This window comes from Niastella sp. sgz303648, assembly GCF_059587045.1.
In genome coordinates, this window is sequence record NZ_JCAPSW010000004.1 from 425,530 (window position 1) to 449,202 (window position 23,673).

17 protein-coding genes are annotated in these 23,673 nt (G+C 41.8%); 9 read left to right on the forward strand and 8 right to left on the reverse strand.

Translation table 11 applies throughout. From position 1 onward, the window contains the following. Nucleotides 1-225: 225 nt before the first annotated feature. A complete protein-coding gene (locus AC59IL_RS14450) occupies nucleotides 226-5,316 on the forward strand; it encodes a PKD domain-containing protein (protein ID WP_496552856.1) in 5,091 nt (1,696 codons plus the stop codon). Nucleotides 5,317-5,536: 220 nt separating this feature from the next. Beyond that, nucleotides 5,537-6,610 (forward strand): PorP/SprF family type IX secretion system membrane protein, encoded by a 1,074-nt coding sequence (locus AC59IL_RS14455; RefSeq protein WP_496552857.1) that lies wholly within the window; start codon nucleotides 5,537-5,539, stop codon nucleotides 6,608-6,610. 68 nt (nucleotides 6,611-6,678) lie between these two features. On the opposite strand, the gene AC59IL_RS14460 is transcribed toward AC59IL_RS14455, so the two are convergent. Both AC59IL_RS14460 and AC59IL_RS14465 read right to left on the reverse strand, forming a co-directional pair. Continuing rightward, on the reverse strand, nucleotides 6,679-7,476 hold the full coding sequence (locus AC59IL_RS14460; RefSeq protein ID WP_496552858.1) for an MOSC domain-containing protein: 798 nt from the start codon (nucleotides 7,474-7,476) through the stop codon (nucleotides 6,679-6,681). 297 nt (nucleotides 7,477-7,773) lie between these two features. Beyond that, nucleotides 7,774-8,193, reverse strand: a complete 420-nt coding sequence (locus AC59IL_RS14465; RefSeq protein WP_496552859.1) for a response regulator — start codon at nucleotides 8,191-8,193, stop codon at nucleotides 7,774-7,776. A 418-nt stretch (nucleotides 8,194-8,611) separates the two neighbouring features. Between AC59IL_RS14465 and AC59IL_RS14470 the strand changes: the two genes are divergently transcribed. The 5 genes from AC59IL_RS14470 (at nucleotide 8,612) to AC59IL_RS14490 (ending at nucleotide 17,108) form a co-directional block, all read left to right on the forward strand. Then, nucleotides 8,612-9,421, forward strand: a complete 810-nt coding sequence (locus AC59IL_RS14470) for an MBL fold metallo-hydrolase (RefSeq protein ID WP_496552860.1) — start codon at nucleotides 8,612-8,614, stop codon at nucleotides 9,419-9,421. Nucleotides 9,422-9,794: 373 nt separating this feature from the next. Next, entirely contained in the window at nucleotides 9,795-10,439 is a 645-nt protein-coding gene (locus AC59IL_RS14475; protein WP_496552861.1) for an RNA polymerase sigma-70 factor, read from the forward strand. A gap of 128 nt (nucleotides 10,440-10,567) precedes the next feature. Further along, nucleotides 10,568-11,836: a FecR family protein gene (locus AC59IL_RS14480; protein ID WP_496552862.1), complete on the forward strand. Its 1,269-nt coding sequence runs from the start codon at nucleotides 10,568-10,570 to the stop codon at nucleotides 11,834-11,836. Between the two features lie 397 nt (nucleotides 11,837-12,233). Then, complete coding sequence (locus AC59IL_RS14485) at nucleotides 12,234-15,698, forward strand: SusC/RagA family TonB-linked outer membrane protein (RefSeq protein WP_496552863.1); 3,465 nt, start codon at nucleotides 12,234-12,236, stop codon at nucleotides 15,696-15,698. Nucleotides 15,699-15,719: 21 nt separating this feature from the next. Further along, on the forward strand, nucleotides 15,720-17,108 hold the full coding sequence (locus AC59IL_RS14490; RefSeq protein ID WP_496552864.1) for a RagB/SusD family nutrient uptake outer membrane protein: 1,389 nt from the start codon (nucleotides 15,720-15,722) through the stop codon (nucleotides 17,106-17,108). An 84-nt stretch (nucleotides 17,109-17,192) separates the two neighbouring features. On the opposite strand, the gene AC59IL_RS14495 is transcribed toward AC59IL_RS14490, so the two are convergent. The 3 genes from AC59IL_RS14495 to AC59IL_RS14505 form a co-directional block, all read right to left on the reverse strand. Beyond that, a complete protein-coding gene (locus tag AC59IL_RS14495) occupies nucleotides 17,193-17,447 on the reverse strand; it encodes a hypothetical protein (protein ID WP_496552865.1) in 255 nt (84 codons plus the stop codon). 156 nt (nucleotides 17,448-17,603) lie between these two features. Further along, nucleotides 17,604-18,035 carry a MauE/DoxX family redox-associated membrane protein gene (locus tag AC59IL_RS14500; protein WP_496552866.1) on the reverse strand — a complete coding sequence of 144 codons (432 nt, stop codon included), beginning with the start codon at nucleotides 18,033-18,035 and terminating at the stop codon, nucleotides 17,604-17,606. A gap of 850 nt (nucleotides 18,036-18,885) precedes the next feature. Continuing rightward, nucleotides 18,886-19,152 carry a DUF6520 family protein gene (locus AC59IL_RS14505; protein ID WP_496552867.1) on the reverse strand — a complete coding sequence of 89 codons (267 nt, stop codon included), beginning with the start codon at nucleotides 19,150-19,152 and terminating at the stop codon, nucleotides 18,886-18,888. Between the two features lie 1,439 nt (nucleotides 19,153-20,591). Here AC59IL_RS14505 and AC59IL_RS14510 point away from each other — a divergent pair. Beyond that, nucleotides 20,592-21,632, forward strand: coding sequence for a response regulator (locus tag AC59IL_RS14510; RefSeq protein ID WP_496552868.1), 1,041 nt, complete (start codon nucleotides 20,592-20,594; stop codon nucleotides 21,630-21,632). Between the two features lie 349 nt (nucleotides 21,633-21,981). Here AC59IL_RS14510 and AC59IL_RS14515 read toward each other — a convergent pair whose 3' ends face one another. After that, a complete protein-coding gene (locus AC59IL_RS14515; protein WP_496552869.1) occupies nucleotides 21,982-22,356 on the reverse strand; it encodes a phage holin family protein in 375 nt (124 codons plus the stop codon). 27 nt (nucleotides 22,357-22,383) lie between these two features. After that, nucleotides 22,384-22,605 (reverse strand): YtxH domain-containing protein, encoded by a 222-nt coding sequence (locus AC59IL_RS14520; protein ID WP_496552870.1) that lies wholly within the window; start codon nucleotides 22,603-22,605, stop codon nucleotides 22,384-22,386. Between the two features lie 141 nt (nucleotides 22,606-22,746). On the opposite strand from AC59IL_RS14520, the gene AC59IL_RS14525 reads away from it, so the two are divergent. Continuing rightward, nucleotides 22,747-23,217 (forward strand): NUDIX hydrolase, encoded by a 471-nt coding sequence (locus AC59IL_RS14525; RefSeq protein ID WP_496552871.1) that lies wholly within the window; start codon nucleotides 22,747-22,749, stop codon nucleotides 23,215-23,217. Nucleotides 23,218-23,222: 5 nt separating this feature from the next. Here the strand turns inward: AC59IL_RS14525 and AC59IL_RS14530 are convergent, their stop codons facing one another. Continuing rightward, nucleotides 23,223-23,615: a DUF2784 family protein gene (locus tag AC59IL_RS14530; protein WP_496552872.1), complete on the reverse strand. Its 393-nt coding sequence runs from the start codon at nucleotides 23,613-23,615 to the stop codon at nucleotides 23,223-23,225. Nucleotides 23,616-23,673: the final 58 nt, after the last annotated feature.

Consider the following 23,673-nt stretch of genomic DNA (forward strand, 5'->3'; position numbering starts at 1 on the left):
TATTATTGCCCATTGCCCCTTTTTGTTTATATTAGCGCCCATCTTTATCTATTACCTCCACCTCCACAAAAAGTAACCGGTTAAGCGAATGTAATTGCTTAAGCGAGGCAGTACAATATGCCTGCGCGAAAAGTGTTTCAGACATGCTTTGGCTTACAGGCATAACCGCAAGGGTATAGCACCACAAACCTTTCCAAACCCTTAATCATCTAACCCGGAGAAACTATGCGACAGACCTGTAAGCCGTCTGCCTTGTTATTCAGTTTATTTATTCTTGCCTGCCTGCCGTCATTTGCACAGGTAACCGCAGGTATCAGAGCCAATGGCAACATCGTTAGCAACGGCGATACTGTACGGGTATGCGAGGGCAGTTCTGTGTTATACCAAAGCGCGGCACAGGGCTCCATGACTATCAGCTGGCGGTTTAATAACGGATCGCAATCAACAGGCACTGGTTTAGGCCCCATCCCTATCAATTACGCAACTGCCGGATTTTATACTACATCGCAAACGATCACATCGGGTAACATGATGGATTCAATGTCAATTGTAGTACATGTATCCAACAGTAAACCGGTAGCCGGCTTCAGCTTCTCGCCCGATAATGTTTGTGGAAATATAAATATTCAGTTTGCCAATCAGTCAACCGGTAATAGCTTATCGTATTTCTGGGATTTTGGCGATGGCAGCACCAGTACGGCTGCTAATCCTTCGCACCAGTTTTTAAATGCAGTAGGATTGCCGGGTACAACTACCTACCCCGTAAAGCTGGTTGTTACGAATATGTTTGGCTGTAAAGATTCTCTGGCCCGAAATGTAACCATTAAGAAAGTGCCCGACGCAGCTGTAGGAAATGCCGATAATTTGATAACATACGGCACATTCAATGGCGTACCAACCTTTAAACGCTGCTCCAATATTGCGCACTACGTTTTTAGTTTCATCAATCAGTCAACCACCACCTCAATTAATACCAGCTATGCCATTCAATGGGGCGATGGTTCGCCGGATACTGTTTTTACTTCATGGCCCGCCGCTACCATTATAAAACATATTTTTCCGCTGGGCAGCAGCACTATGACGGTGAGTGTAACGGGCTCGGATGGTTGCATTGGTATCAAAAAATACATCGTTTTCCTGGGTTCTACACCGGCCGGTGGCTTATCGAGCCTGGGGAATACCGACATCTGCGCATCTGATTCTTTACGATTTGCCATTAACAACATATCGGGCAATCCGCCGGGCACCCAGTACTCATTTATGATCAATGATAACTCGGCTCCGGAAGTTTTTCAGCATCCGCCTCCATCAGTTGCAGCGCATTTCTTTTCACAAGGCTCCTGCTCCTTTAACAGCAGCAGCGGTAATAATACGTTCGCCAATGCTTTTGGCGCCTATTTAACTATTGAAAATCCCTGTGGTACCACCAGTCCGTCGGTAGTGCCCATATACGTTTCGGGTAAGCCGAGGGCAAGCATGTATATCTATCCTTCCGAAACAGTTTGTACCAACACCACCGTTTCGGTGCTCAGTACCTCAGCTTACGGATCGGTTATTACCCCAACCGGAGGCTCCGGTTCGGTTTGCACCAACTCGGGCAAACAGGTATGGACCATTTCACCTGCAACCGGTTATTCTATTGTTTCGGGTAATACCGGGTCGTTAAACGGCAGCTCATCGAACGGCCTTATATGGACAACAGGCACCAACAACCTTGATATCAATTTCACAGCAACGGGAACCTATACGGTAAAACTGTATGTATTTAACGACCGCTGTGGGTTAGACAGCACGGTAAAAGTAATCTGTGTACGCAATCCACCGCAGGCGCAATTTAACATGAGCCGCACAAGCAGTTGTGGCCCCGGAAATGCCGTATTTACCAATACCTCGCCCGCGAACGGATGCCAGGGCGATAGTTACAAATGGAAGGTAACCTTCAACGATCCGCTGGGATGCGGCGGCACCACCCAGTCGCCACGCTATCAGTTCATCAACGGATCAACCGACACCACGGCGTCGCCCGATATTCAATTCAATACACCCGGACAATACATCGTTCGCTTAACTGTAACGGCCGTATTCGCCGGTTTGGCATGTCCTGAATCGTATAAAGAAGACACCTTTTACGTAAGAGGATTACCAAAGGCAGCCATCAATGCCATCAATGCCGTTTGTATCACCAACGGACTTACACCAACAGCCACTGCAGCTACCTGTTATTCGCCTGGTCCGCTGGGCTATCAGTGGACGTTCACCAACGGCACGCCTTCCACATCTGCATTGCTTAATCCGGGTAATATTCATTACACGGCTACCGGCACGCAGGCTGTTCAGTTAATTGTAACCGACAGCAGCTGCAATACCACTACCATCGTAAATACAACGGTTACCATTACCGATAAACCAATCGCCGATGCGGGAGCCGATAAAATCATTTGCAGTAAAGAAGCAGTTACCATCGGCGCTGCTCCGGTAACAGGTGTAACCTATCTATGGTCGCCCGCAACTGGCCTCAGCAACCCGGCTATTGCCAACCCGGTGGCACAACCGGTATACAATGGTACCGGGGCCGATACAACTTTCGGATATATGGTTACCGCATCGATAGGCGCCAACTGCGCTACCGAAGATTCGGTTTACATCACAGTTAAGCGCCGCCCTTCGGTGTCGGTATCGGCCACGGCATCAACGATATGCATAGGCAACAACACACAACTAACTGCCACCGGGGCTGATATGTACACATGGAAGCCTCTTGCTTCATTAACTGCAGTTACGCCCGACACCATGATCGCAACACCTGCAGATACTACCTTGTACAGTGTTGCAGGCACTTTATCGAACGGCTGTTCCGATACTACTACCATACAAATCATCGTAAACCCCGATGCGAAAGCACAGTTTACCGCCACAGGCACCACCAAATGCGCACCGGTAAATCTTGATTCGGTAATAAAAACAGTTCCCTTTCCAAAAGGTAACGGAACCTATAACTGGTATGCCAACGGAACACTCATCGGTTCCAATACCACCGGTCAGTTTCCTTCGTACCCCATGAACGGGCAGTCGCAAACTGCTATTATAAAGTTGGTTACCACCAGCGCAGCCGGCTGTAAGGCCGACAGTATGCAAATGACCTTTAACACGGTTACCGGTGTAACGGCAGGCTTTACCAAAGATGTGACCAACGGTTGCGGGCCGCTTGCTGTTACGTTTACCAATACATCGACCCAGTTGAATGGCGTGCAGTTTTTCTGGAATTTCGGCAACGGAACAGGCAGTACCCTCCCCGCTCCTGCCCCGGTTACCTACAACGCCAATGCAGCCTGGCGCGACACTACTTACTACATTACCTTAAAAGCCTATAACGGTTGCGATACTACGTACTGGCGCGACAGCGTACGTGTATACCCCAACGCCAAAGCCCGCTTTAGTGTTGATACCACAAAAGGCTGTTCGCCGTTTGATGTTACCATCACCAACAAATCGGCAGGCAACAACTTTGCCTGTTACTGGAATTTTGGCGATGGCTTTGCCGATACCACTTACACCAACAATACCTTTGTTCACGTTTATCATACCGGCGTAATCAGCACTTTCGATATCAGGCTGATTGCCCAAAACCAGTGCGGGCGCGATACCCAAACCATTAGTTTGCTCGTATTGCCCAATACCATCGACGCACAGGTTGCCATAAACGGTAACCAGTTGCAGGGCTGTGCACCACATACTGTTACCTTTAACAACAGCAGCACCGGCGCTTCGCAGCTCACCTGGAACTTTGGCGATGGCACTTCACCGGTGATAACGCCCAACTCACAAAATACCCTTAGCCATACTTTTACCACCGGCGGTGTGTACTCAATTAGCATCAAACTCGAAAATGAGTGCAGCGATACCATCATTTATCGCCAGGTAACTGTATTCAGTAAACCGGTTGCCGCATTCAATATCAGTAATGCGCTTATTTGTACCGGCAGCAATGTGCTTACAACCAATACAGCGCAAAATGCAACAGCCTGGGAATGGTTGTGGGGCGATGGGTTGTCGTCGGCTGCAGTAAACGATGCACATAGTTATTCATCGGCGGGCACCTACACCATCAGGCAAGTTGCCAAAAAAATAAACAATGCAGGTCTGGTATGTACCGACACAGCATCACGCACCATTGTAGTAACCGATAAAATCAAATCGCAGATTACCGTTCGCCCCGGCAAAAGCTGTATACCCTATACGCTGCAAACAACAGCGCAGGGCGCTGCCGGTGCCATGCTGGTTGAATGGACGTTTTACGACAGCAGCCAGGCGCCCTATATCTTTAATGGCACAGGTGTTTCGGCAGCACATATTTATAACAAGCCCGGTAACTATTCGGTAAAGCTCAAAGTGCATACGGCAGCAGATTGTATTGATAGTTCAACCTATTTGTTTGAGGTGCATAATACGCCGGTTGTGCCTGTACAGGCCAGCGGCATGAGCACCTGTAACCACGATACCACTATTACATTCAATGCCCTGGTACGATATACAGGCAATGATCCAATACATGTGAAATGGTTTATAAACAACCAGCTCGAAGGGATGGACAATCCGTTTACTTACCGGTTCAAAGCGCCGGTAACGGCTACCAGTACCACTTCTTATGCTATTTCGGTACTTCCCGAAAATGAAGCGGGCTGCGGCGATACCATGGCAGCTGGTACGTTAATGATACAACCATTGCCACGCCCGCGTATAGAAGTATCTCCGTCGAAAGTGTTGCAACAACCCGACTACACATTTACTTTTTGGGATACCATGCCCACCAATGCCAATAAAATTTACACCTGGGATATGGGTGACCGTACGCGACAGCAACGGTCGGGACAAAAGATCAGTTACCAGTATGCCGATACAGGCGCCTACAAAGTACAGTTACTGGTGCAGGATTATGGAACTGGTTGCAGCGGGTACGATACCGTTCACGTACGCATATTGTATTCACCGGGTTATTTGTATGTACCGAATGCTATCTGTCCCGGTTGCAGCAATCATTCGTTGCGGCAGTTCTTGCCTATGGGCAAAGGGCTGGCGCAATACCGCCTGCGCATATTCAATGCCTGGGGGCAAAAGATTTTTGAAACCACCAGGCTCGATGCCAACGGGTCGCCCAGCGAACCCTGGGATGCCCGGTTTAACGGACAGAGCCTGCAACAGGATACCTATGGCTGGCAGATAGAAGCAAAATATATCAACGGTACCGAATGGAAAGGCATGCAATATCCCAACAGTGATAAATATGTAAAAGCCGGGTTTATTACTGTAGTTAAATAATGAATATCGAATGATGAATGTTGAATGTTGAAGGAAATACAGAAATGAAGAATTAAAAATGAAAAACAGAGAAATGAGAAAGTGAAGTAAGAAGGCGTTAACAAGTTGACAAGTTAACAGGTTGACAAGTTAACAGGTTGACAAAGTTGATAAGTTAAAAAGAGCAGAGGGCTTTGGATATTGCCTACTGCCCATTGCCTATTAGCCCAAATTACAGCTTATGCTTAAAAATATACTTTTATCTATATTGACAATACTCGCCACCCTGCCATCACTGGCGCAGGACCCGGTATTTTCGCAACCATTTTTATCACCCGTTTACCTGAACCCCGCAGCCACCGGCGCAGGCGATTACGATCTTCGCTTTAGCGCCATTTATCGCCGGCAGTGGTGGTCGATCCCTTCACAAATTTCCTACAGCGCGGTTTCGGTCGATAAATACATGCCTTCGCTGCACGGAGGTTTCGGCTTACTGGGAACGCATTCAACCGAAGGATATTTAAAAAAAACAGGCATATACGGTTCCTATGCCTATACCATTTGTTCAGGCACCCTTTCCCCTGCCGAAAACGGCGATGAGCCCAGGTGGTTTGCCAGCGGCGGTTTACAATTTGGCGTTGTACAACGACGCATCGATTACAGTAAATTGGTTTTTGCCGATCAGATCGATGTGGGTGGCGTAATGCCGGGCAGTGTATCGGCTGCCGACCGGGCGGTGAACAATGGCAAATGGTATCCCGATTTTTCGGCCGGATTATTTTTCAATTATAACCACAACGATAACAACCGTATACTCATCGGCGGTAGCGCCCATCATATAAACCGGCCCGATGAATCGCTCACCAACACAGCCGATACGTTTCGCAGCCAGTTACCGGTTCGGTGGACGGGTAATGTAATGTACACCTACACCAATCCCGAACAAACATGGTCGTATAGCGTGGCGGGCATTGTATATAACCAGGCGCAGCACAACTCATTGCAGGTAGGGACCGAAATAACGCAGAACCGGTACGATATAAGTTTGGGTATGTGGTATCGAGGCAGCATCAACTTTCAAAATTACGATGCCTTTACGGTTACACTATCCATTAATCTCGCAGGCCGCAACAACGATAACTATAAACTCAGGGCCGGCATTTCGCACGATGCCCCGCTGGGTCAAAACCGCTATTCCTATACCACCGGCAGTTCGGAACTGGGTTTTGTATGGGACCAAAGCACATACAACCAGGATGCCGGCAATGCCTGCAAACCACGCATCAACAGCAAAAGCGCCTGCCCCATTCAATAGACAATGGGCAAGCCGAAAACAATTAACTCACGGGAAATAGAAGAACCTGCGGTAATAAATGAGTGATTTTAAATTAAGGTAATCGTGTCGCCGATCCGTACAGTGCCATTACCTTGAAACAACAAATTCTGACCAAAATAAATGTTGTTGTTCCCCGACCTGTACGTACTGAGGGTTTTTAAAGGCTCTTTTGCTTTTTCACCGGTTTGCTGATCGATGGTGGTTATCAAACAGCGTGCGCACGGTTTAACCCCAAAGAACTTTATATCGCCAATGCTGAACTGTTTCATATCATCTTCCTGAAAAGGATACCCTCCGGTAAACACCATATTGGGTCTGAACCGGTTCATGTGTAATGGAGTTGATAACCGGCTGTTCAGGTCATCGAGCGAGGCCTGTCCGATGATCAGTAAAGGATATCCATCCGAAAAACTGGTAATTTCTTTATTGTGGGCATACCGGCCATCTACATAACGGTGGGTATTATCGGGCATATACACCAATCTGCATGCAATACCCAGTTGTTCACTGAACCAGGCATCGGCTTCAGGGCTTACCCATTTCGCACGGCAGCGATCGCTCCATACCGAAACCATAGTAGTTTCAGTAGCGGCAGTTTGAAAGGGAATTATAAAAGAAGAATTGGAGTTGCTGATATTTTGAACCAACAGCCCATCGGTATGTATGCTTATTTTTAATAAAGCCATGGTGGCCACTTCGCGTTGCGATAAAAAACGGTTATTTTCATCAACAAGCATCCACCGGCGGTCGTATTCAAACCCGCGGTCAGTAAGCGAGGCTTCGTTTAACGCAATTCCTCCAAGAGATTTTACAGGATATATATATAATTCGCTGACAGTTAACATAGGCAGGTAATTATAGGCATTCAGTCTTTTTCATAAACCGCAAAGGTATGAAATACAGATGGCCCCGGTCTGTTCCACTTTTGGTATTGTAAGTAGGCCACAATAAAAAAGCCACCTGTTTAAAACGGGTGGCCCTCCGACTTTTCGTCGGAGCAGATATTTTGATGGATCATACTCCGGTTAGGCGATACCAACCGAAAGTGTCCATGAATGATCTGTAGATTTCATGAATACCTCCTTTTCTTTGGTGAAAAACGAATATACGCAAAAATTGCCAGTGAAAGTAAAGGCAAACTGTCAACTATCGGGATGTTTGCACCTGCCCCAGTATTCAAGCATCAGCCGAACGCTTTCTTCTATTTCTTTGAGGGTATTTTCCTTAACAAAAAAGCCCTGTACCGTCATTTCATAGGCTTTATCAACCACTATTCTGTTTGCGGTAGTGCTTAAAAAAATAAAAGGAATGCTTTTCCTTCGTAATGTGGGGTTGTTAAAAATGGCCTCTCTTAACTCAAGGCCATTCATCAAAGGCAAATTAATATCGCTGATGATTATAAAAGGTTTTTGGGTTGTGGTGATCAGGTAATCGAGAATCTGCCGTCCGTTTTCAAAAAACTTTAGTTCATTTTGAATACCCAGCCTTTGAAAAACAAGTTGCAATATTTCCTGTTCTTCCTGATCATCTTCTGCAATTATTATGGGTCCTTTGGAGTTCATACCGGAAATCCTTAAATATTTGTACCACCCTGTTATTCAAATAACTATGTGCTAACCTTGTGTATCCTCGTGTTAACCCAATTTCCTGTTGTATTATTTGTAGAATATTCACCACGCAACATTTATTGCCCGCCTTTGGCAATAGAAGATTTGCTTTCGCGAAAAGTTCTTTTTCTTATAAAACCCCACACGGTTTTTCTGGTATCAACTTTGCATTATCAGTAGGCCTGGTATGATTGTAACATTGGGGAAGCATGCCGGCAAAAGAGTGTGCACCCTGAAAACTATTCATGCACATACTCACTCGTTGTGATTAAATTAAATATCCCGGGAATCTGATTTATAATAATTCAGCTGTTCAATGCTGGTAAAAAGGCTTGATTAATTTATTGCCCGAAATCTACGCAAACACATTTCTATGATCCTTTCGCCTTCTGCAAAAAATATTTGCAGCACCTGTGGTGCGCGCTATGGTACTTCATTTCTTCCTGCTATTTGCGAAATATGTGCAGATGAACGGCAATACGTAGGTTTTAGCGGGCAGGTATGGACGAGCTATACCGAGCTTGCAGCCAAAAGCACCATTCGTTTTTCGAGGTTACAGTCTACTATATACGATTTGCGCATAGCGCCAACTTTTGCCATTGCGCAAAAGGCGCATCTGATATTATCGTCATCGGGTAATGTGCTGTGGGATTGTATTCCTTTTATCGACGATCCTACCATTGCGTTTATCAGGTCGCTGGGAGGAATCAGCGCTATTGCCATTTCGCATCCGCATTATTACAGTCTGATGCAGGATTGGGCCACCGCATTCGACTGCCCTATTTATTTGCACGAAAAAGATAAAGAATGGATTAAAGATCCGGGCGGATATATTAAGTTATGGTCGGGCGCTTCAAAAAAACTGTGGGATAATATCAGCATTATTCATGTAGGCGGCCATTTTGCCGGCAGCACTATATTGCACTTACCCGATCATGGAAGATCGGGCTGCCTGCTTACAGGCGATAGCATTTACATTGCCCCCAGCCGTAAGCACATGACCTTTATGTACAGCTATCCCAATCATATTCCTTTACCAAAAAACGATATCGAATTTATAAATGAAAGGGTGCAACCTCTGAATTTTGATGCCATGTACGGCGCTTTTGAATGGATGAATATACCGGAAGGCGCCCGTTCGGTATTTGAAAAATCAATTAGCCGTTATCTTTCGATATTCTGATACTTCCAGCCAACAAAATTTTACGGTTTAATGACATTTTAAATTGGTTATTTTCTGTCCCGGAAAATAGGTGGAATACTTATGCCTGTTAGAAAAAACACTTAAGCAGATTTTTAATATATTTTTGTAAACTTGCATCCGCCAGATAGCTGCTGTTCACACAAAGGCAGCTACCCGTTTTTTTCAGGATCTACGCTACCCGGTATCATTGCAACCTCCGTTATCTGAACCGGATTTTTTAATCCTGTACTGATGGCTTTTTTATGTGACTACTACCATTATCTTTATAAAGTTTACGTGTAAAAACAAGACTTTTGTAAAGGTAAATCAGCGATACATGGTTCCCGTTCATGGATGAATTAAATTAAACCCGATGAAGAAGAAAATTCTGGATAAGGACGATTGGCTTTCAGCATTCAATGAAGGGAATAATAGTGCCTTTCGAACCATTTTTGAAATTTACAACAAGGTTCTGTTTACCTGTGCCATACAACTGGTAAAGGAAAAGGAGCAGGCCGAAGACATTGTGTCGGAAACTTTCGCCAAACTATGGCAGCGCCACGAAAATTTTCAAACAGAAGATCATGTTAAGGCCTTTTTATTTGTTACTACCCGTAATGCCTGTTTGAATTATCTGCGGCACATTCAACGTAAAACGGCTTCGCAAAGTGAACTATCGTATTTGCAAAAGGATAAAGACGATCAGGATGTGATAACCGACATGATCGAGGGTGAGCTGTTAAGAAAAATATATCCGTTGATCGAAAAGCTGCCGGGTAAGTGCAAAATGATCTTTAAGCTGATTTATTTTGAAGATGCCAGCACCGATGAAGTAGCAACCAGGCTAAAAATTTCGCCCCGGAATGTTTTGAACCAGAAAAGGCGCGCCATTCAACTACTTAAAAAGAAGTTGCTGGTTGCTGCATTGATTAGCCTTTGTTTGAATAAATCGATTATTTCGCACAAAGACATTGCAGATTATTATTATAATGAAGCCTATTTTTCGGTTTCTGACTAAAAAACACCCACTTCCCATTATTTTTTAAAAATTCTTTTGTCAAAAACGACCACCGATTGTTTTTATAATAAACAAGGTCTTAAAGGCTAAGGGAGTTGATAAACTTTCAAGTTTTAATACCACGTACTATGCAGGAAAAGGTAAATAGAATAACAAGTCTGATTGAGAAGTTCCTGGAGGAGCAGTTGCCGCCTGAGGAGGAAAGGGAGCTTAATGAATGGCTGGCAGAGGATGATCAGAACCGTGTATTTTTCCAGCAGATCACAGATAAATCAATTTTACGCGAAAAACTGAAGATATATCAAAGCACCAACAGCGAAGCCATCTGGCAAAAAACGGTTCAAAAAATTGATGGCGGAAAGCTGATAAATCTTTATCCCGAAAAGAAAGTATACAGAATACCATACGCCAAAATCGCCGCCGCTGCAGCAGTTATATTATTCATTTCTGCCGGCACATGGTATTATTTCGGTCAACCTGCACAAAAACAAACAGCCAAAACTGATAATAATACAGTTTCACCGGTAAGCAATCTGATCGTACCGGGAAGCACCAAAGCTATATTGACCCTTGCAGACGGATCAACCATTGATCTAAACGGTGTACAAAACGGAGCGCTGACAAACCAGGGTCAAACACAGGTAACCAAAACTGACGGACGGTTAATATATAACAGGGAGCCGAATTCAAATGGCCCTCAAGACAGCCAGAACGTATACAATACAGTTACCACCCCAAAAGGTGGCGAGTACCAGATAACTTTACCTGACGGAAGTAAAGTTTGGTTGAATGCGGCTTCATCATTGCGTTTTCCTATAGCCTTCGCCGGGAACGAGCGAATTGTTGAACTCACCGGCGAAGCTTATTTTGAGGTAAACCCTCAACACCAAACAGTTACAACTACCTCAATTCAAAAAAATACCAAAACTCCCTTCATTGTAAAAATCACCACGCCATCCGGCAACCTCAATGAAGTAGAAGTATTGGGCACCCACTTTAACGTAATGGCATATACTGAAGAAAATGCCGTTAAAACCACCCTTGTAGAGGGAAAAGTAAAAGTAACATCCGGAAATAGTGTCCAAACCATTAAACCCGGTGAACAGGCCAAACTGAAAGATGGTGGTATAACCGTAAGAAATGTAGATGCCTCTGAAGTTATATCCTGGACGAAAGGTTATATCCCTGTCGGAGGTCCCGATCTTGATTATACCATGCGCCAGATTGGCCGTTGGTATGATGTAAATATTATATATAAGGGAAAAAAGCCCGAAGTATCATTTGAGGGTAAGCTTTCCCGTACGGCCAGCATTAAAGGTGTAATAGAACTGTTGAACGCCAATAATATAAAGGCCGAATTAAACGAAAAAGAGCGGGCGATAGTAATAACATCATAACTGTCAATCAGTTGAAACCATAAAAATAAAAATCACCTCCCCCGGTTACAATATTTTTTTCCGTTAATCATTAAACCACATCTGACGCTGTTCTTCCATGAAATATTTACGGGCAGCGTTGAGCTACCCTGCGACCATGAGCTATTCGGCTCATGGTTCGCAGTTAGGTGGCTTAAATCTTTTTAGTAACCTTCATCCTGCCATCAATTTGAAAGTGTAATTTTATTGATAGGATGTTACATGTGGTGCCCTCAAGTAAAAAAAATGCTGTATTTAGTCAACTTTTTTCCGCATATGCGGGATTGATGTTGGCTATTTTTATTTTTACAAAAAATCAGCATATATAATCTAAAGGGAAACTGCATATTTGTGTTCGCATTTGGAGGAGGTTCTGATTATGAAAAAAACAACTGCTTTTCTAATCATTGCTTGTTTGCTGCTGAGTGTAACAACTTATGCGCAACAACTTTCATTCTCCAAAAAGAATGCAACGATTGAGGATTTACAAAAAGTCATAGAAGAAAAAACCGAATACACGCTCTTTTACCAACGCCAGTATTTACCCCTGCTAAAACCCGTTTCCATTCACATAACCAATGGCACTTTAGAGCAACTGCTCAATGAATACTTTAAATATCAGGCATTTACATATTCATTTATTGAAAAAACAATTACAATAAAACCCCGCGAAACGCAGGCTTCGGGAGCTAAACTTGTAAATATAAAAGGTAAAATATCCAACGAAAAAGGCGAGCCCATACCCAATGCTACCGTTACAGTAAACGGTAACAAACAGGTTATTACCAACGATAATGGCGAATTTGTACTGAATGGGGTAAATAATACCAATTTAAATATTGTAGTTACCAGCGTTAATTATGAACCTGAAGAAATTAACCTGCAGGGACAGGAAGAATTAGATATACGTTTAAAACAACATATCAGTGAACTGAGCAAGGTTTCGGTTTATTCTACCGGTTACCAAAAACTGGTAAAAGAAAGAACACCGGGTTCTTTTACAAAAATTGATAATGAACTGCTGAACCGCCGCGTATCTACCAATATTCTCGACAGACTTGAAGGAATTACCAGCGGACTGGTGTTTAACAAAAATATCAACCCCGATGTAAATCAATCTTCTATAACCATTCGAACCAGAAGCACCATTTACGCCAATCCCAACCCTTTAATTATTGTTGACAATTTCCCCTATACCGGCGATATTAATAATATAAACCCCAACGATGTTGAAAGCATTACGGTATTAAAAGATGCCGATGCCGCATCTATCTGGGGTGCTTATTCGGGTAATGGTGTAATAGTGATAACCACCAAAAAAGGAAAATACGGCCAGCCCCTGAAAGTAGCGTTTAACAGCAATGTAACCCTTGGCCGGAAACCCGATTTATATTATACCCCAATATTAAGCTCAAAGGATTATGTTGATGTTGAACAATACCTGTTCGACAATAATTTTTATAAAACGATAGAGAATAACCCAGGCCACCCTGTACTATCTCCCGCAGTGGAAATAATGATCAAAAAAAGAGACGGGAAGATATCTGCCGCGGAAGCCGATGCACAGCTGGATGCATTAAAAAACCAGGACAAACGAAAAGACTTTGATAAGTATTTTTACCGTACTCTGGTTAACCAGCAATATAACATTAGCGCCACAGGTGGCAGCTATTATAACAACTACTATTTTTCGGCAGGGTATGATAAAAACCTCGATAACCTCGTAGGAAACCAGTTTAACCGTATTACCCTAACCGCCAACAATTCCTTTGCCATGCTTAAAAAGAAGCTGGAATTAAATACAGGAATTGTTTATACTGAAACTGCCATAAAAAACAATAATAACCCGGGCAATCTGCCTGTACGTTATCCTTATCTGAAGCTGGCAGATGATAACGGCAATCCCCTGACAGCCAATGTTGATCTCAGGCAACCGTATAAAGACACGGCAGGCAGCAAATCCTTGATGTCAGACCGGTTATTAGACTGGAATTACAGGCCATTAGACGAATTACGGCTGAGCGACAATACTACGAATGCATCTGACTATCGCATAAATGCAGATATTAAATACTCTATTATAAAGGGGTTAGACCTTACCGCGTTATATCAATACAACCGGGGATTAAGTGAGCAACAGGATTATAAAAGCCTTCAAACCTATTATACCCGTAATCTGATAAACCAATATACCCAAGTCGATTCAACTGGCAAAGTTTTCAGGCCGGTACCATTGGGTGGCATATTGGACCAGGTAACGAAGCGATACGAGGCCAATAATACCCGTGTTCAGTTAAACTATAATTATAGCTGGTACAATACCAATCATACCAAAAACCATTCAATTACCGCCATCGCCGGTTCTGAAGTAAGAAGTTTCGAAACACATACCGAAACACTTCGTTATTATGGCTATAACAGAGACCAGCAATCAAATACCGAGGTGAATTACAACAGAGCTTATAAACTATACAATGACCCGCTGAGCCCTCCCAAAAAGATTGAGTATAAAAATAAAAACAATAGCACAACCGACCGCTATATTTCGTATTACGTGAATGCCAAATATATTTTCCAAAAGAAATACATTTTGTCGGCCAGCGCACGCAAAGATGAAAGCAACCTGTTTGGCGTTGACGCTAATCGAAAAGGCGTACCGCTGTGGTCAGTTGGCGCCAGTTGGGATATAAGCCAGGAAAATTTTTATCATATTGCATGGCTGCCCTATATGAGAGTACGGGTAACCAACGGGTATAATGGTAATGTTGATAAATCAATATCTGCTTATACAACGGCTTATATTAACACGCAAAACTCATGGGGAGTTCCTTTCGGCACCATTAATAATCCCCCGAATCCTATGTTACGCTGGGAAAAAAATCATACGATCAACATAGGCGCCGATTTCGCCGTAAAGAAAAATATTATAGAAGGCAGTCTTGAATATTACCTGCGTAAAAGCACCGACCTGATTGGTAATAGTTCATTAGACCCCACCACAGGAACCTCCACTATCAAAAGCAACACGGCCAATATGAAAGGCAAGGGAGTTGATATTACCTTACGCACCAAAAATATAAACAGGCAACTGAAATGGAATACCAATATATTGTTTAGCTATGCTGCCGACAAAGTAACTAATTACAAACTTAAAGAAAGTGCGATCTGGCATTATACCGATCCCCAATACTTTTACCCTTTAGAGAGCAAACCGGTTTACTCCATATCAGGTTTAAAATGGATGGGGCTCGATCCGCAAAGCGGTGATCCGCAAGGATACCTGGATAATCATATTAGTACGGCATACAGCGACATTGTTAATTCATCCAACTTCGATAACCTTGTTTACAAAGGAGCTGCCAACCCTACTTTTTTTGGCAGCCTCAGGAATGTGTTCGACTATAAGCAATTTGAATTATCATTCAACATTACCTGGAAAATGGGGTACTATTTCAGAAGGAATTCCATCCGTTATTATAACTTATTCTATGGAGCAGCCGGGCATTCCGATTATGAAAAGCGCTGGCAGAACCCCGGTGATGAAAAATTTACCTCGGTTCCTTCCCGTATATATCCTGCTAATCAGACAAGGGACGATTTTTATTCCTACTCAGAAATTTTAATTGAAAAAGGAGATCATATCAGGTTACAGGATATTCAGTTCAGTTACGATCTGTTGAAAGATAATTATAAAAAACTGCCCGTTCAGACGATGCGGTTTTATGTATATGCCAATAATATCGGGCTTATCTGGAAAGCAAATAAAAAAGGCATCGATCCGGATTATATTTTTGATACACCACAACCCCGAACCGTGGCCGCAGGCATTAAAATAAATTTTTAAAAAAATAAACAGTTGAAGGTTATGGTAAGATTAGTACTGTATATTACTTTTCTTGTTTGTGCAGGCTGTTTATTAGGTTGCAATAAAAAAGAGTTCCTGGATGAAAAGCCCAACTCAGAATTATTCATACCCACTACACTGGATGATTTTCAAAAACTGCTCGACAATGATAATGTTATGAGCGAAACGCCCGTATTGGGCGAATTGTCGGCCGACAATTATTATATTACCGATACATACTGGGAATCGCAATTTCTCACCGTCAAAGAGCACAATGCCTACGTTTGGGCAATAGATATTTACAATGGCGAAGGAAATGTGGATGACTGGAATTTACCTTATAAACAGGTTTTGTATGCTAATGTAATATTAGATGGGTTGAAAAAGATAACCATTACAGCCGATAATGCACAAACGTATAGTACGATAAAAGGATCAGCGCTGTTCATAAGAGCCTATGCATTTTATAACCTGGCGCAGGTTTTTGCCCCTATTTATGATTCTGCTACAGCCAACAGCGATTTAGGCATTCCGTTACGGTTAAACCCCAACATCGATGAAAAAACAGAACGGTCAACGGTAGAAAAAACTTATGACCAGATTACAAATGATTTACGGGAAGCAATAGCGCTGTTACCGCCAAATATACAGGTGAACAATCTTAACCGCCCCTCCAAACAAGCCGCTCTCGCCCAACTTGCACGCACCTGGTTAAGCATGCGCAGGTATGATGAGGCCGGCTTATATGCCGATAGTTGTTTACAGTTGTATAATTCACTGTATGATTATAACCAGGTAATTCCAGGCAGCCTTATTCCGTTTAAAAATAATAACCCGGAAGTGATCTATCAAAGCAAATTGCTTTCCAGTACAAGTGTTTTACAAGGAATTGCAGTTCCGGATTGTATTGTTGATTCAACTTTATATAAATCCTATGCCGATAACGACAAGCGGCGGTTGATCTTTTATTTGGTTAATACCGACGGTAATATCAATCTTAAAGGAAGTTATACCGGAAACGTTTTTTGTTTCAGCGGCCTGGCTACCGACGAAATGTACCTGATACGGGCCGAGTGTAATGCCCGGGCGCAAAAAACAAGCGAAGCCATGAGCGATTTAAACCATTTATTGGAACAAAGATGGCTGACCGGAACTTTTGTGCCTTATAGCGCTTCAACGCCTGATGCAGCCCTTGACCAGATATTGTCAGAAAGAAGAAAGGAATTACCTTTCAGAGGGGTAAGATGGTCGGACCTTCGGCGATTAATTAAAGAAGGAAGATTTACAGCTACAATAACAAGGAATTTGAATGGTCAAACATATAGCCTGCCGCCTAACGATCCGCGATATACACTTCCCATTCCTCCCGATGTGCTTAAATTAACCAATATTCCAGACAACAAACGGTAGTTGGTAATGCTGCCATGCTTAATAAAACGATAAAAGCCAGCCACCTGTTGCATGACCAGCTTTTACTGTTTACTCTTCATTTTACTAAAAAGGAGTATAAGCTCCTGTTCTGCAAGGTGCGTAACCCGACCCATTCCAGTAATAGGTGCATGTTCCGGAAGAACCCAGGCAGGTATAGTTTACGCCAAATGTTCCGGTGATTTCTGTATACCCTGTTCCATTATAATAATATTGAGTACTGGCCCGGCAGTCCTGACACGGTTTTGGTGCAAATGCAAATGCACCACCTATGCCGGCTAATATTGCTGTAGCAATAAATGCTGACTTAATTTTTTTCATACTTGTCCTTTTTTAATGGTTAATTTTTCATGCCTACTCTGTTGTTCAGGTTTTCGGCTTTCCCTTACCCGTTGAACTTTTATTGAGCACGCTTACTCCGGAATAAGCGAAGCAGCAATAAACGGGAAAAAGTTATGTGCATTGTAACTTGTCTATTTATACCCCTACAGCATTTACTGGTTCACGTTTTTTAAGAACAATGGCCACCAGTGAAATCCCCACAAAGAAAAGATTAAAGAAAAGGTGTTGCGACCAGGTTAGATTTCTTATTACACCACCACACGAACAGGGAACATATTTTAATGCATGCATCAATACAATCGCCGTATATATAGTAAATGCAAGCATCAAAAACAATGAGGCATATAATGCTTTTAACCTGGTTCGTTCAAATATCAGGGCAGCTGCAATCAACACTTCAATAATTGGTATACTCCAAACCAGATAAGGCGTCATCCAGTTGGGAAATGGCTGGTTATTCATTTCGCCAATAAAAAGTTGAAATGCAAGCCATTTGCTAAAGCTCGCATACAAAAAAAGCAATATCAGTAAAGAAGATATTATTTCGATAATTATCTTTCTTCTCATAGTACCTAATGGGTTATAAGGGGGCAAGTTATTGACGAATGGAAGTACTCCAAATCCTCTAAATCTTTCAATACGTTAGATTATGTAGGTTAGAATAAGGGTGCTCAGGGGGGATAAGGCAGGTATTGTAAGTTAGATTTGAGGGCGATGGTAGCTAAAGTTATATACTTAAAAACTATGTTCAAAAATTTATATCAGTTATTTTTAGTTTATTTCTGTAACCAATATTTGTTTAACAATTTATCCCATAAAATTCCCACATAAACTCTTAATGGTAAAAATTATTGTTTGAATTTTAAATTGGTTTAGCGCAACGTATCCATTAAAAATTTTTCTTATCACTTTTTACATGATGACTATTGCTTTGGTCATTTACGGTCGGTTTTCTGCTATTGATCCATTCCATTATGTAAAGAACTACTCATTCTATTGCTAACGGTTTTAGCCATGTAAAAAATGTCAATTATACAGGCAAAAAACCGGCCATTATAAACCGGCCGTTTCTCAATTCAAAAAATACCGGCAACTATTTAACCACATCCCGGGATTACCAATAATACTCCCGGCATTTTCTTATTTTTTTACTTTGCTCCCCATTAAGGTTTACGCTTACATTTTCATACTGGTTTACAATTATGCACGACTATTATGCTATCGATTGTTAGTTATTGTGCATAACAATCACCCGGTTTGGTAACCGTAAGGCATCCTGATCAATTCTAACAGATACGCTGTATCAGCTGTGTGAGTTGCCTCGAAGATGAAGAGGGGAATTATATCTTTTTACATAATACAACTATCCATTACAGTTATATACACGATAAGATTAACAAAGAAGTGATGACTGATCTTATTTCTTTACAGGAACATATTGACCTTTTCGACAAGGTGCAAACTCAGTGGGCCGGTTAACTGAATCGGGCCGGCAAAAAGTACAATCACCTTTTGATTCGTAACAATTATAATCAACACCATACTCCCCTGCCGGCACATAACCGTCATTGGCCGGAATATATTGCGGATGATTTTCAGGTTGCATACAAAAACGCGTTGCCAAAGCCCCTGCAATGGCAAGAGTAATTGCAGCCACATTTAATACGATCTTAACTTTTTTCATCTTTAGGGCGTTTAATGGTTAATTTAAACTTCCGTACAAACGGAAGCCATATATACATGTCGTTTAATTGTGGGATTATGACTATACGCATGCATTCATTCATGTGCATACTCAAAATCTACCAACACCATTTTTAAGTTTTGCAATAATGTGTATCAGTTGGAGAGTCACATAAGTCAGAGAACGGCATTACTACTACGTCTACAATCAGGCCGTTACCTGCTTAGGTCATTAAAAAAGCAGAAACACCGGTTTATTCTTATCTACTTTCGTTTACATGTACCGGAGTAAAGGAATCTGATGCAATATTCAGTTTATGGTAAAATGTGCTACTGCTTTTGTAATCGATTTTTTCCAGGGAATCCGGTTAAAAGTAAAAAGAAAAATTTTGATTCAAAAAAATTCATTAAACAATATCTTACCTCATTTATATAACAGAATACATATTCATATTTGTTAGTAGTACATAGCAATAAGGTACGTAACTATTCATTATATATGTAATACAGTATAGCCTTAATTAAAATAATAACTAATGGTTTAACTGGTTTTTAATACAGTCGCTTATAAAAGTACGTGCTGCTGTTGTATAGTTTGCAATAATACTATGGGATATTTACGATGCTCATTTGAATGATGATTACTGCATGTGTATAACTTATTCAATGCTACTTTACTTTACCGGTCGTTGTACAACAAAAAAACCGCTCTGGAAAGAGCGGCCCAATTGCATAAAACAAGGTTTAATACCAGAACCTTAACCTGCCGGCAAACAATATAAACCGGCATTGTGAAATCATAGAATATTGGATATGAAACGGAAAAAAAGTACGGATTACAAGAGGTGTTTTCAATGGTCAGGAATACACATCACAATCATCATCGCTTAATTCAAAATGCAATTTGAAAATAGTTAACACAGGGTACAGATTGCTTACGATTTCACGGTTGGTTCTTCTTATAGTACATTCTGTGAACAATCAACTTTTTATTCATACACACGCCTTCCCTGTTCCGGCACCTGTTAGTGCGAAACGCAAAACAACATAATCAATATAACAGTAAGGAAAATCGGGCAACATCTTGTACAGGCTAACTCTTTCCTTTCTATAGGCCATGCCCAACGGTGCAAAAAAACTGTGGCGAAACAAAGAATTCTATTGCTTTAAAAACCTGCTGCAAAGTAGAATGTTTTTAAACAAAGAGGGAGGGATAAACTCACTTTAATAAGGGGGCAATTTCGTACCAAAAATAAGTTTCATATGTAACCAACTGCATTATCAGCCGATAATCAAACATTTGGCACCCATTTTCTTAAAATTTCCTGGCAATCTTTCACCACCGGGATGCAAAAAATCAGGTGCTTCCATGATAAACGTCACCATGTATACATTATATATTTCGAAAGTTTGCGGTAATAACAGCAAACCGGAATAAACATGAAAAAAGTAATACTGATTGAAGATAACCAGGATATTCGCGAAAACACAGCTGAGATCCTTGAACTGGCCAACTACCAGGTATATACTGCTGAAAACGGAAAAGCAGGTATTGAAATAGCATTAAAAGAACAACCCGACTTAATAATATGTGATATAATGATGCCGGTATTGGATGGTTATGGCGTATTACATCTGTTACATAAAAATGCTTCGCTTCAGAATATTCCGTTTATTTTTCTATCGGCCAAATCAGAAAGAATCGATATCAGAAAAGGTATGGAAATGGGTGCAGATGATTATATAACCAAGCCCTTTGATGAAACAGAATTGTTGAATGCCGTTGAAAGCCGGTTAAAAAAAGCCGATCTGTTAAAGCATGAAATTGCCGGTGGTTTGGAAGGACTTAGTCAGTTAATGCAACTTACCGATGGAAAGGATGCCTTACAATCATTGATAGAAGATCGAAACATAAACCGATATCGTAAAAAACAGGTTATATACCAGGAAGGCAACCGCCCGTCGCGCCTGTATTATGTACTTAAAGGAAAAGTAAAGACCTATAAAACCAATGAAGATGGTAAAGACCTTGTAATTGGCTTACACAATGAAGGCGACTATTTAGGGTACGTTGCTTTGCTCGAAGGGTCATCGTACAACGAAACGGCTGAAGCTATGGAAGAAACCGAACTGGTTATTATTCCACGCGAAGATTTTGAAAAGCTCATCAACAACAGTCATGAAGTAATGCGAAAGTTCATTACAATGCTTGCCCGGAATGTGACTGAGAAAGAAGAAAAATTACTGGGGCTTGCCTATAACTCCCTGCGTAAAAAAGTAGCCGAAGCATTGATGGTGTTGCATAAAAAATATAAAGCGCCCATTGATATAAGTCGTGAAAACCTGGCCACCATAGCCGGTACAGCCACCGAATCGCTTATCAGAACCCTGAGCGATTTCAAAAGCGAAAAACTGGTAGATATAAAAGATGGCGCTATTGTTATTTTGAATGAAAAGAAGTTGGGCAATATGCTGAATTAAGGCACGAGGCTCAAGGCTCATGAAACAAGACACAAGTAGGAAGTAGGAGTTGAAAGGTTAATAAGTTTAAAAGTTGAAAAGTTGGCAGGTTGAAAAGTTAACAGATTCGCCACATTTCACGATTCACCATTGACCATTCACTATTCACCATTCACCATTCACAAAAAAGTCCCGCTGCCGACGCAACAGGACGTATATCACCCGATTGCATGTTCCTTATAGAACCGCAATAATTTTTTTGATTGTGATTACGCCAAAGTTACATTGAGGCACGGCCTGTAAATAACGACTGTGATCAGGAAAAACAATGAGAAGAATCAGGGCAAAAAACAGGAACCAGGAAATGGCTTTAATTACTTTGATCGTTTGTGTCCTCTTCTTCGTTTTTGTGCAACTGCCTGATAATGGCATTCATTACCGGAAACCTGATAATGCGTTGCCGGGCCAACCATACAATAATTGCTACCAGTAAATAAAAGCCGGCGACTATTAAAAACCCTGCATAACGTTTCCCTAACCAGTCGCTTAAAGCCCAGGCACCTGCCAAACTGCCAAAAAAAATAACAAATAAAAATAATACAGCTACAACGGCAACGGCAATTATGTTGCCAATGATCAATGAGGATTTTTCTGCTATGCGCAACTTTGCCAGTTCTATACGGGTATTTACATACTCTTTAACATGCTCCGTTAAACCCTCTATTTTTTCTAATGTATCACTCATACCAGCTGTATTAAGTTACTAAATTGGTTATGCGAACTCTTCTCTTTTGTTCTTATCATCTTTTGCCGACGCCATTTTTTCTTTCACTTCATTGAATTTGCTTTTAATAGCATCCGACATCTTCTTACCTTCTTCATTCACTTTCTTCCTGGTTTCGGATCCCTTATCTGGTGCATACAAAATACCCAATACAGCACCTACCGCAGCACCGATAACTAAAGCAGTAAGTATTTTTGAAGTGTTATTCATAAAAATATTTTTAGGTGAGAAAATAATTTACTGAAGCAAAAAACTGTTCCTATACAAAGTTAACGGTATAGGGTTTCTTTTACGATGATTATCATCATTAAGTGTTTGATTATGCTCAAAAAAAGTTGCTAACTTACTGTTATGAACAAAAAAAGCGCCGGCATATTGATGTACAGGGTACGCAACAAAATACCGGAAGTTTTACTGGTTCATCCGGGCGGACCGTTCTGGAAAAATAAAGACGAAGGCGCCTGGTCTATACCTAAAGGCGAGTTCAACGATGAAGAAGCACCCCTGCAGGCAGCACTGAGAGAATTTGAAGAAGAAACCGGGTTACCGGTTAAAAAAAGCCAATACATTCCACTAACACCTATAACTCAAAAAAGCGGTAAGCAGGTGCTTGCCTGGGCCATAAAGGGAAATGTGAATACCAGCGATATTAAAAGCAACCTGTTCGACCTTGAATGGCCTCCCAAATCGGGCAAAAAACAACAATTTCCTGAGGTTGATAAAGCCGCCTGGTTTACTATACCCCGTGCAAAAGAAAAGATCAACCCCGCTCAAATTGCACTCATTGATGAATTAGCCGGAATACTAAACACCGGAACCTGAACCGGTCAGCTTTGCAATGTATCATTAACCCTGCGCTGCCGGTAATCACGAATATTCAGCCAAACGCTGCCCACAATACTAATGAGGAAAACTATCAGCGTTACGGTTTCGGTTAACCGGGCCGATACATTTTTGCCTGTTAACTGCAAAACCAGAAAATGAATATAGGAATGCGATACATCATGATAACCCAGCTTTCTTCGAACCGCCCAATGCCAGTCGGTACAAAAACAATAACCCCATCCATACCATATTCCCATCACAAACCATGAAAAGGCGGTGGCGCCCAGGGTAATCAAATTCCATTTACGGGTAACAGAAAATAACCATCCGAGCGTATTAAAAAAAATTAATACAGTATGAAAAATGAAAAAGAAAATATTCAGCAATTGATACACACAAGTCATTTAAGACACTGAAGATATAGACCCAAACACATAAAATTGCCTTAATTCG

Bases quoted from the DNA above. Each gene is read 5' to 3' on its own strand.
- AC59IL_RS14485 (WP_496552863.1), top strand. From the start codon at position 12,234: ATGAAAAAAACAACTGCTTTTCTAATCATTGCTTGTTTGCTGCTGAGT.
- AC59IL_RS14475 (WP_496552861.1), top strand. From the start codon at position 9,795: ATGAAGAAGAAAATTCTGGATAAGGACGATTGGCTTTCAGCATTCAAT.
- AC59IL_RS14490 (WP_496552864.1), top strand. From the start codon at position 15,720: ATGGTAAGATTAGTACTGTATATTACTTTTCTTGTTTGTGCAGGCTGT.
- AC59IL_RS14480 (WP_496552862.1), top strand. From the start codon at position 10,568: ATGCAGGAAAAGGTAAATAGAATAACAAGTCTGATTGAGAAGTTCCTG.
- AC59IL_RS14460 (WP_496552858.1), bottom strand. From the start codon at position 7,476: ATGTTAACTGTCAGCGAATTATATATATATCCTGTAAAATCTCTTGGA.
- AC59IL_RS14500 (WP_496552866.1), bottom strand. From the start codon at position 18,035: ATGAGAAGAAAGATAATTATCGAAATAATATCTTCTTTACTGATATTG.
- AC59IL_RS14450 (WP_496552856.1), top strand. From the start codon at position 226: ATGCGACAGACCTGTAAGCCGTCTGCCTTGTTATTCAGTTTATTTATT.
- AC59IL_RS14525 (WP_496552871.1), top strand. From the start codon at position 22,747: ATGAACAAAAAAAGCGCCGGCATATTGATGTACAGGGTACGCAACAAA.
- AC59IL_RS14520 (WP_496552870.1), bottom strand. From the start codon at position 22,605: ATGAATAACACTTCAAAAATACTTACTGCTTTAGTTATCGGTGCTGCG.
- AC59IL_RS14510 (WP_496552868.1), top strand. From the start codon at position 20,592: ATGAAAAAAGTAATACTGATTGAAGATAACCAGGATATTCGCGAAAAC.
- AC59IL_RS14455 (WP_496552857.1), top strand. From the start codon at position 5,537: ATGCTTAAAAATATACTTTTATCTATATTGACAATACTCGCCACCCTG.
- AC59IL_RS14470 (WP_496552860.1), top strand. From the start codon at position 8,612: ATGATCCTTTCGCCTTCTGCAAAAAATATTTGCAGCACCTGTGGTGCG.
- AC59IL_RS14515 (WP_496552869.1), bottom strand. From the start codon at position 22,356: ATGAGTGATACATTAGAAAAAATAGAGGGTTTAACGGAGCATGTTAAA.
- AC59IL_RS14465 (WP_496552859.1), bottom strand. From the start codon at position 8,193: ATGAACTCCAAAGGACCCATAATAATTGCAGAAGATGATCAGGAAGAA.
- AC59IL_RS14505 (WP_496552867.1), bottom strand. From the start codon at position 19,152: ATGAAAAAAGTTAAGATCGTATTAAATGTGGCTGCAATTACTCTTGCC.
- AC59IL_RS14495 (WP_496552865.1), bottom strand. From the start codon at position 17,447: ATGAAAAAAATTAAGTCAGCATTTATTGCTACAGCAATATTAGCCGGC.